Source organism: Spiroplasma sp. hy2 (assembly GCF_044714365.1).
GTDB lineage: Bacteria > Bacillota_I > Bacilli_A > Mycoplasmatales > Mycoplasmataceae > Spiroplasma > Spiroplasma phoeniceum.
Map to the genome: position 1 here is coordinate 1 of NZ_RXFZ02000269.1, position 970 is coordinate 970.

Genomic DNA, 970 nt, shown 5'->3' on the forward strand with positions numbered 1-970 from the left:
WATTTTTAAATAAAAGACATAATTAATTAAAATTATAATTTGCTATTAGTATCTTTTTAAAAATATTTACAATTATTTTAATAGGTTATGCAAGAAGTCTAATAAAACATTATTTAAGTAATTTGGATTTTAATACTAAATATTGTTTCCATAATGTTTCTACACGACTATGTTCAAAAATAAAAAGTTTATTTTTAATTAAATGCTTTAAATTATCAATTTCTGTTCAAATTGCATTAACAATATCACGACTATATTTTCAAGCAATGCGATTTCGATTAAACTCTTTTAAATCTAAAATTTTATAACTACCATCGGCAAAAACTTTAATGTCTAAATCATAATCAATATACTTAATTGTTTTTTGCTCCATAATAAATGGTGATGCAATATTACAATAATAATTTATCCCGGTATCTTTAAGCATACAAATAATATTACTTCAATTTTTCCGATTAAAAATCCAGATTGCTGGTTCATTTGTTTTTCATTTTCTACCATTCAATTCTGTAACAGTAACATCTTCATTTACTAAAACAATATATTCTTCTTCTAGTAATAAAACAACTGCTGATTCTCAACTACGGTAAACTGAACCATTATGTTTATAAGCATATACTAAGACACTATCTCCAACTTGTAACGAGTCCATAATGTTACCTCCCATAATTTACTTTTTTAAAATTACAACAAAAAAACAACTAAAAATAATACAATAAAAAATTATGTAAAATTATTAAATTTAAATTGCCATAATATTTAATTTTATTTTGATATTAATTACTTTAAAATAAAATGCTATTTTAAATACGTCAACATTTTCATTATATCAGTTGTATTTATTAAGTAAATAGACAGACTTCTTTAATTTTGTCGAAAACTCTTGATATTTATAAAATATACCTAAAATTAGGTATATTTTTAATATATGAAGGTAAATAATTAATGAAAAAAATAATTACNNNNATAA

1 protein-coding gene is annotated in these 970 nt (G+C 20.8%); it reads right to left on the minus strand.

Annotation, left to right across the window (positions count from 1 at the left end; genetic code table 4):
• Positions 1 to 109: 109 nt before the first annotated feature.
• Complete coding sequence (locus tag EHV01_RS05970) at positions 110 to 652, minus strand: DUF402 domain-containing protein (protein WP_422066663.1); 543 nt, start codon at positions 650 to 652, stop codon at positions 110 to 112.
• Positions 653 to 970 lie beyond the last annotated feature (318 nt).